The organism is Streptomyces sp. NPDC021225 (genome assembly GCF_044332865.1).
In the GTDB taxonomy this organism is placed as follows: Bacteria; Actinomycetota; Actinomycetes; order Streptomycetales; family Streptomycetaceae; genus Streptomyces.
On sequence record NZ_JBIRPV010000008.1, the window covers coordinates 483749 to 490675 of the forward strand.

7 protein-coding genes and 2 pseudogenes are annotated in these 6927 nt (G+C 65.1%); 7 read left to right on the top strand and 2 right to left on the bottom strand.

Annotated features, from left to right (window positions below; genetic code table 11):
* The first annotated feature begins 42 nt into the window (after positions 1 to 42).
* From ACH4S9_RS32965 to ACH4S9_RS32990, 6 genes and pseudogenes are all read left to right on the top strand, one after another.
* Positions 43 to 1035, top strand: a complete 993-nt coding sequence (locus tag ACH4S9_RS32965) for a D-ribose ABC transporter substrate-binding protein (RefSeq protein ID WP_361193463.1) — start codon at positions 43 to 45, stop codon at positions 1033 to 1035.
* Between the two features lie 123 nt (positions 1036 to 1158).
* Entirely contained in the window at positions 1159 to 2130 is a 972-nt protein-coding gene (locus ACH4S9_RS32970; RefSeq protein ID WP_358842859.1) for a sugar-binding domain-containing protein, read from the top strand.
* Positions 2131 to 2349: 219 nt separating this feature from the next.
* A complete protein-coding gene (locus ACH4S9_RS32975) occupies positions 2350 to 2556 on the top strand; it encodes a hypothetical protein (protein ID WP_398375203.1) in 207 nt (68 codons plus the stop codon).
* Positions 2553 to 2717, top strand: a pseudogene (locus tag ACH4S9_RS32980) (integrase); the annotation flags it as partial. The gene ACH4S9_RS32975 and the pseudogene ACH4S9_RS32980, both read left to right, overlap by 4 nt.
* A gap of 18 nt (positions 2718 to 2735) precedes the next feature.
* A complete protein-coding gene (locus ACH4S9_RS32985; RefSeq protein WP_398375232.1) occupies positions 2736 to 3191 on the top strand; it encodes a hypothetical protein in 456 nt (151 codons plus the stop codon).
* 13 nt (positions 3192 to 3204) lie between these two features.
* On the top strand, positions 3205 to 3414 hold the full coding sequence (locus tag ACH4S9_RS32990) for a hypothetical protein (RefSeq protein ID WP_398375204.1): 210 nt from the start codon (positions 3205 to 3207) through the stop codon (positions 3412 to 3414).
* 31 nt (positions 3415 to 3445) lie between these two features.
* On the opposite strand, the gene ACH4S9_RS32995 is transcribed toward ACH4S9_RS32990, so the two are convergent.
* On the bottom strand, positions 3446 to 4378 hold the full coding sequence (locus ACH4S9_RS32995; RefSeq protein ID WP_398375205.1) for a G1 family glutamic endopeptidase: 933 nt from the start codon (positions 4376 to 4378) through the stop codon (positions 3446 to 3448).
* Between the two features lie 884 nt (positions 4379 to 5262).
* On the opposite strand from ACH4S9_RS32995, the gene ACH4S9_RS33000 reads away from it, so the two are divergent.
* Positions 5263 to 6348, top strand: a complete 1086-nt coding sequence (locus ACH4S9_RS33000; protein ID WP_398375207.1) for an integrase core domain-containing protein — start codon at positions 5263 to 5265, stop codon at positions 6346 to 6348.
* Here ACH4S9_RS33000 and ACH4S9_RS33005 read toward each other — a convergent pair.
* Positions 6285 to 6927 (bottom strand): annotated as a pseudogene (locus tag ACH4S9_RS33005) (hypothetical protein); the annotation flags it as partial. The gene ACH4S9_RS33000 and the pseudogene ACH4S9_RS33005 overlap by 64 nt on opposite strands.

Consider the following 6927-nt stretch of genomic DNA (forward strand, 5'->3'; position numbering starts at 1 on the left):
TTGTCCGTTTGCATATCCGCACGCCGTTGTGAGGAGACCAGAATGTTCCACCGCACCCGCCACCAACTCGTCACCACCACCGCAGCCATCACAGCAGGACTGCTCCTACTGACCGCGTGCGGGAGTTCCGACGACTCGACGGACGGCTCGAAGTCCAGCAAGAGCGGTTCAAAGAGCAACCTGGTCGCCATCATCACGCCCTCCCCGGACAACCCGTTCTTCAAGGCGGAAGGGGACGCCGCCAAGAAGAAGGCCGAGAACCTCGGCTACAAGACCTCGGTCGCCTCGCACGACGACGACCCCAACAAGCAGAGCGAACTGATAGACGCCGCCATCTCCCGCAAGGCCGCCGCGATCATCCTGGACAACGCCGGAGCCGACGCTTCGATCGGCCCCGTCCGTAAGGCCACCAAGGCCGGCATCCCCGTCTTCCTGATCGACCGGGAGATCAACCAGACCGGCATCGCGAAGGCCCAGATCGTGTCGAACAATGCCCAGGGAGCGCAGATCGCTGCGCAGGAGTTCGTCACAGCGATGGACGGCAAGGGCCAGTACGTGGAGCTCACCGGCAAGGAATCCGATACCAACGCCGACGTGCGTTCCAAGGGTTTCGCCGACGTCATCTCGCAGTACCCGGATTTGAAGCAGGTGGCCAAGCAGACGGCCAATTGGGACCAGCAAGAAGCCTTCACCAAGATGGAGACCATCCTGCAGCGGCACCCGAAGATCCGCGGGATCATCGCCGGAAACGACACCATGGCCCTGGGCGCGGTGGCCGCACTGAAGTCCGCCAAGCGAACCGGTGTCACCGTGGTCGGCTTCGACGGCAGCCCGGACGCCATCACCCAGATCAAGGCCGGCACCATGCGAGCGACCGCGCTCCAGCCCGCCGCCCTGGGTGCCGAGCGTGCCGTAGAGCAGGCGGACAAGTTCGTCAAGACGGGTAAGACCGGACAGCCCGAGAAGCAGGCCATCGACTGCGAGCTGATCACCAAGAAGAACGCCGACGAGTACGGCGTCTTCGCCAAGCGCTGAGGCACGGGACTGTGCGTGCCACTTGTCAGCAGCACGCACAAACCCTCGGCGATAGGGTGTTGCGCGGCGTAGACACGCAGCCCGGCAATCAGCCTGGCCGCCAGGAGGAACGAGGATGGAGGCATGGTGGCGGCAGCGTCGTCCACTCCCAGCTCCGACCACATGCGGATGCTGGTGAAAGTAGCCCGCATGTACCACGAGCGCGGAGTACGCCAGCCGGAGATCGCGGCGCATCTCAACATGTCCCAACCGCGCATCTCCCGCCTGTTGAAGGAAGCTGTCGACCGCGGTGTCGTACGCACCGTGGTGGTTCCCCCAGAGGGCGTGCATGCCGAACTCGAAGACGCGCTCGTGGAGCGGTTCGGCCTGCGAGACGCCGTGGTGGTCGAGGTGGAAGGCGCGGGGATCGATGTCATTCCCGCGCTCGCTGCGGCAACCGCTACATACCTCGATGCGACGCTCAAGGGAGGGGACGTCATCGGCGTTTCCTCCTGGAGCGCGACCCTGTTGGAGTCGGTCAAGGTCATGCGCGCCAAGACGTCGTCCGTGGCACACGAGGTCGTCCAGATCGTCGGCGGTTCCGGCAGCCCGGAAGTACAGCTGCACGCCACCCGCCTGACCAGTCGTCTGGCGGAACTCACTGGCGCTCGGCCGGTGTTCGCTCCGTCCGCCGCCCTAGTAGGCAGCAGTGAGTTGCGGGACCTGCTGTCACGGGAGCCGGCGATGGCCGAGGTCATGCAGGCGTGGTCCCGCCTCACACTGGCTCTCCTGGGCATCGGCAGCCTCGCCCCCTCACCGCTGCTGCGCCGCTCGGGCAATGCCATCACCGCCCAAGACCAGCAGCAGCTCGAGAAGCTCGGCGCGGTGGGCGACGTCTGCGCCCGGTACTTCGATGCCGACGGCAATCCCGTGGACGCGCCCTTCAACGACCGTCTCATCGGCATCGAGCCTGAACGGTTGCATGCGGTGGAACGCCGCATCGGAGTGGCAGGCGGCATGGACAAGGTCGCCGCTATCCGCGGCGCGGCACGGGGTGGATGGATCAACATCTTGATCACTGACGTCGAGGTAGCCCGAGACTTGCTGAACGACTGACCACCCAACCTCTCTCCCCGCCTCACGATTCTGCGGTAGGGGCGGGTAGCGGGCAGTCGGTGGTGTACCTGTACTCGTTACTGGTGGTTTGTCAAACCAGGGAGTAGGGGTTGAGTGGCTGGCCTGTGCCGTTCAGAAATGCGTCGCTGCTGCTCATAGGGGGCTGGCGAGACCGGGGATGTTGGGAACACGCCGGGGTGATCGTCTCGCTGGTGTCAGGTGACGCGGAAGCTGTTGTCGGTCCCGGTGGTGCTGCTGCGTCGGCAGGCGGCCCAGGATGCTGAACTGCTGGTGCTCCGTCATGAGAATGCGGTGCGGCGCGGGCAGCTTGCGGGCCGGGTGCGGTTCGAGCAGGCGGACCGGCTCTGGTTCGCGGTTCTGTCCTCGCTGATACCCCGGTGGCGCTGGACGCGGTTTTCCCGGTGACTCCGGGGACCCTGCTCGCATGGCACCGAAGGCTTGTTGCACGCAGATGGGACTACAGCAAGTGCCGGAGCAGTCCTGGGCGGCCGCCTACCGCGAATGTGGTAAGGGATCTGGTGGTGCGGTTGGCTCGGGAGAATCCGCGCTGGGGCTGCCGCAGGATCCAGGGCGGGCTCACGCGGTTGGGGTACAAGGTCGGCGCCTCGACGGTCTGGGAGATCCTGACGGCGTCCGGCATCGGCCCGGCTCCCCGCCGCGGCGGGCCGGCGTGGCGTGAGTTCCTCACAGCACAGGCCGATTCCATCACCGCCTGCGACTTCCTCCATATCGACTTGGTGGACCTGCGCCGGGTCTACGCGCTGGTCTTCCTTGAGCACGGCACGCGTCGCCTGCACGTCGCTGGGGTGATCGCACACCCGACCGCGCGGTGGACGGTTCAGCAGGCTCGCAACCTTGTCGTCGAAATGGGCGTGCGTTTCGAGTCGCTGCGCGTCTTGATCCGCGACCGGGACGGCACATACAGCGCGTCCTTCGACGCGGTCTTCGCGGCCGAGGACGTCGAAACCGTGAAGACCGCACCACGGACCCCGCGGATGAACGCACACTGGCGAGAGAGTCATTGGGACGTTACGGCGTGAGGCCCTCGACCACGTGCTGATCTGGAATGAGGCCCACGCTCGACGCGTTCTCGAGACCTATGCCGGGCACTACAACGGGCATCGCCCGCATCAGCCCCGAGGGCGACTACCTCCCCTCGCCGACGACCGGACCGCGCCGTTGACCGACCTGGGCACCAGGCGATGGCTAGTCCGCACTCGTGTCCTTGGCGGCCTGATCAACGAGTACAGGTACACGGCCTGACCTGCCGCGACGGGTTTCTGAACGGCACAGGTTAGGGTCCCGTGTAAGACACCTTGAGCGCGTCCGTATCCCCTTCGAAGATGGGAGTCGAAATTACCGTCTTAAGGTCGTCAGCCAGCATCAGCACCGGGGTGCCCAAGCCGATGGGATATGTGAGCCCATTGACTGTCCCGGCAATAACGTCATCGAAGAAGACCTCGCCGTACCGGGGCAGTTGGCTGGTCACCCCACCCACCGTACTGCGCTCCACGATTGCCTCGGCAGAATTGCCGACTAGAAAGGTACCGGGCGGCGCGGAGGAAGAGAAGCTAGTGTAGGTCATCGAGGTAAGATTTATAATGAACACAGAAGCTGTCGTGGGTTTGGTAGCGCAGAGGAGCAAGTGGACCACATCGCCTGGGCTGACTGGAAAGTTGTTGATCTGGATAGTGTTGGCAGGGAACCACTCGAACCATGCGTAGCAGGTGCCGTCGGAGTCAGTCTCTGTGCCGGCCTGCATGACGTCTCTCGATTCGCGGACGCCGTCGATTCCAAGCCATACCGAGGAGTATTGGGTGCCCGGTGAGCTCGGGCTCTGGTATGCATGCGGAACTGTCCAAGCGCCCCCGATCCAAATGAACCGATCCTCTTTACTAACATACAGCACCGAGCCTGACCAAACGTCTGAGGTGGAGTCAACGTGTCCCTCCGTTCCCTTTTGGATGGGCACGTTCGGCTGGATGTTCACGTTGGGCCCGGGGCGATCTTTCATGAGCGTAAACTCCGGTGTGATGTGCTCAAGCCGCGGGTAGCGGCGAAGCGCCGAGACCCATTTGGCTGCCGCATCCGGCATCTCTACGATATCTGGCCGCCTCGGAAACCCGTGATGCGCAAGTTCCTCTTGCGGCGCGGAGAGAGGATTAAAGTCCTTTGGAGACAGGGGGAAAGTGTGGATTTCGAGAGAGCCAATCGTTCGCTTCGACATGAACTGACCTCCTCTTCATTAGCTACTCTTAGCGTGCGGCTACGCCACGGGCCGCACTTGTCGATCACGGTTGGGCTTCATAGGCAGCCAACCGGGTCGGTCGCGGGGTCAGCGCCGTGCCCGCAGTGCGCCCAGCCGGGCGGCTGCGGTGTGCTCATGGCCCGGAGATCGCCCGGTTGGTCATGGCGTCCATCGTCGGTCGGCTTGTACGACTGCGGCGCTGTCCGAGGCGGCGGGGCGCGCTGATTCACTCTCCCGGCGTAAGTGCATCGGCCCATCTGCCCGTGAGTAGTTCACGGAGTCCGAGATCATCCAAGAGTTCAGCTGGCAGCGGGTAGAAGTACCGAAGAAGCAGCCCGGCTGCGGCTTCGGCAGCTTCTTCGGGCTGGGATTGCAACAACTGGTCGTCAGCCTGAGGCAATCCGGCCATCGGATTTGTGCGATTCAGTGATTCCAGTGTGTGACGGCGCCCTTCGCTTGTCGGTACCAGCCCCGAAGCGTCGCTCGGCGAGATAACCCACAGCGCATCATTGACGAGCGCATTGAACGGGTACAGGGCAGCCTTTGCTCCGTTTGGACATCCCCGTATTTCTCCAGAAGCGGGGCCAGCGCGGCGCGCGTATCCGACCATGAGCGCTGGCGCGGTGCACCAGCCACGGCCTGGCCAATGGCACACAGCAGGAGTAGTGGCCTATGAGGAGCAGGGCCATTTCTTGTTTGTGCTGGCCGGACGTCACCGATGCGCCTGATGAACGTCCGCGGCGGCTTGGTGACTGTGAAGCCTTCCCGCTCCAACCCGGCCTGTGGGTGTGCTGTTCGGAAACTCATCGCCCCTGCTCGCGGGTGGTCTGGCGTGCATCACAGTCTGCTGGAACCCTGTTCGGGTGATCGTGTCGCTCGTATACCAGGTGACTCGGAAGCTGCTCACGGTCCCGGCGGTGCTGCTGCGCCGGGACACAGCCAAGAACGCGGAATTGCTCGTGCTGCGGCACGAGAACGCGGCGCTGCGCAGGCAGCTCACGAGGCCGGTGCGCTACGAGCATGCGGACCGGCTGTGGTCCGCAGCGCTGTCCTCGCTGATCCCCCGGCGCCGGTGGGCGCAGGTGTTCCCGGTGACGCCGGCGACGCTGTTGGCATGGCACCGCAGGCTGATCGCCAGGAAGTGGGACTACAGCAAGCGCCGACGCAGGCCCGGGAGACCTTCGACGGCGGGTGCCGTGAAGGCTCTGGTGCTGCGGCTCGCAAGGGAGAATCCACGTTGGGGCTGTCGACGAATTCAGGGCGAGCTGGTCCGGCTCGGATACCCGATCGGGTCGACGACGATCTGGGAGATCCTCACCGCGGCGGGCATCGATCCAGCCCCACGCCGCAGCCATCCGACATGGCGCCATTTCCTGACCGCGCAAGCCGAGTCCATCATCGCCTGCGACTTCGTCCACATCGACCTGGTCGATCTGCGCCGGGTGTACGCGCTGGTGTTCCTCGAACACGGCACACGCCGACTGCACATCGCGGGAGTGACCGCCCATCCCACCGCACCCTGGACGGTGCAGCAGGCAAGAAACCTCGCCGTCGAGTTGGGTGTTCGGGTGGACTCGCTGCGTTTCCTGCTCCGCGACCGGGACGCGAAGTACACCGAGTCCTTCGACGCGGTCTTCAAAGCCGACGACATCCAGGTCATGAGGACCGCGCCACGGTCCCCACGGATGAACGCGCACTGCGAACGTGTCATCGGCACCCTGCGCCGCGAGGCCCTCGACCACCTCTTGATCTGGAACGAGACGCACGCTCGGCAGGTCCTCGATGCCTATGCCCAGCATTACAACGGTCATCGCCCCCACCAGGCTCGCGGACAGCTCCCTCCCCTCGCCCAGGAGCACCCGACGCCCATGGTCGGCCCGTCCACTCACCGGATTCTACGCACCCGAATACTCGGCGGCGTGATCAACGAGTACAGATACGCCGCCTGACCAGGAATGACGAGTTTCCGAACGGCACAGGGCAGGCGGGCCGAGCCTGGCGGCGTCAGTGCGCAGACGAGTCCGGAGCCGGAGGCGGGCCGGTGCAGGACAGCTGGCTGCCAGTGCACCTCGTCGGTGTCGCGCTGATGGTGCCAGGCCGCCAGGGTGCGGTCGGCGACCAGCCGGTCGAGCAGCACTTCGGTCTGCTGGGGGGAGTGCCCGCACAGACGGGCAATGACGGCCATGTCGGCTGCGGGGCCGGTCGCGGTGGTGTGGACGGCTAGGACCAGGGCGGTCAGGCGGTCTGCGGGGTTTGCCGCTGCGGCAACGATGAGCGGGGCGGGCTTGAGGGCCCAGTGGGCGGCGCGTCGGCGGGCGCTGCGGCCCGGGGCCTGGTTCAGCGCCGCGTCATCCAGCAGCCGCACCTGCAACGGCGCTGTCCGGGGGTCGGGCAGGTCGAGCCAGCCGTCCTGCGCCAGTTCCTGCCATGCCTCGGTGCGGGAGGTGTTGGGGGTTTGTATGGCGGGTGAACGGTGTTTGTGCTTCGAGGCGGTGGGCTGTGCCATACACCGGGCCAGATCCCGTGCT

Bases quoted from the DNA above. Each gene is read 5' to 3' on its own strand.
- ACH4S9_RS32970 (WP_358842859.1), top strand. From the start codon at position 1,159: ATGGTGGCGGCAGCGTCGTCCACTCCCAGCTCCGACCACATGCGGATG.
- ACH4S9_RS32965 (WP_361193463.1), top strand. From the start codon at position 43: ATGTTCCACCGCACCCGCCACCAACTCGTCACCACCACCGCAGCCATC.
- ACH4S9_RS32995 (WP_398375205.1), bottom strand. From the start codon at position 4,378: ATGTCGAAGCGAACGATTGGCTCTCTCGAAATCCACACTTTCCCCCTG.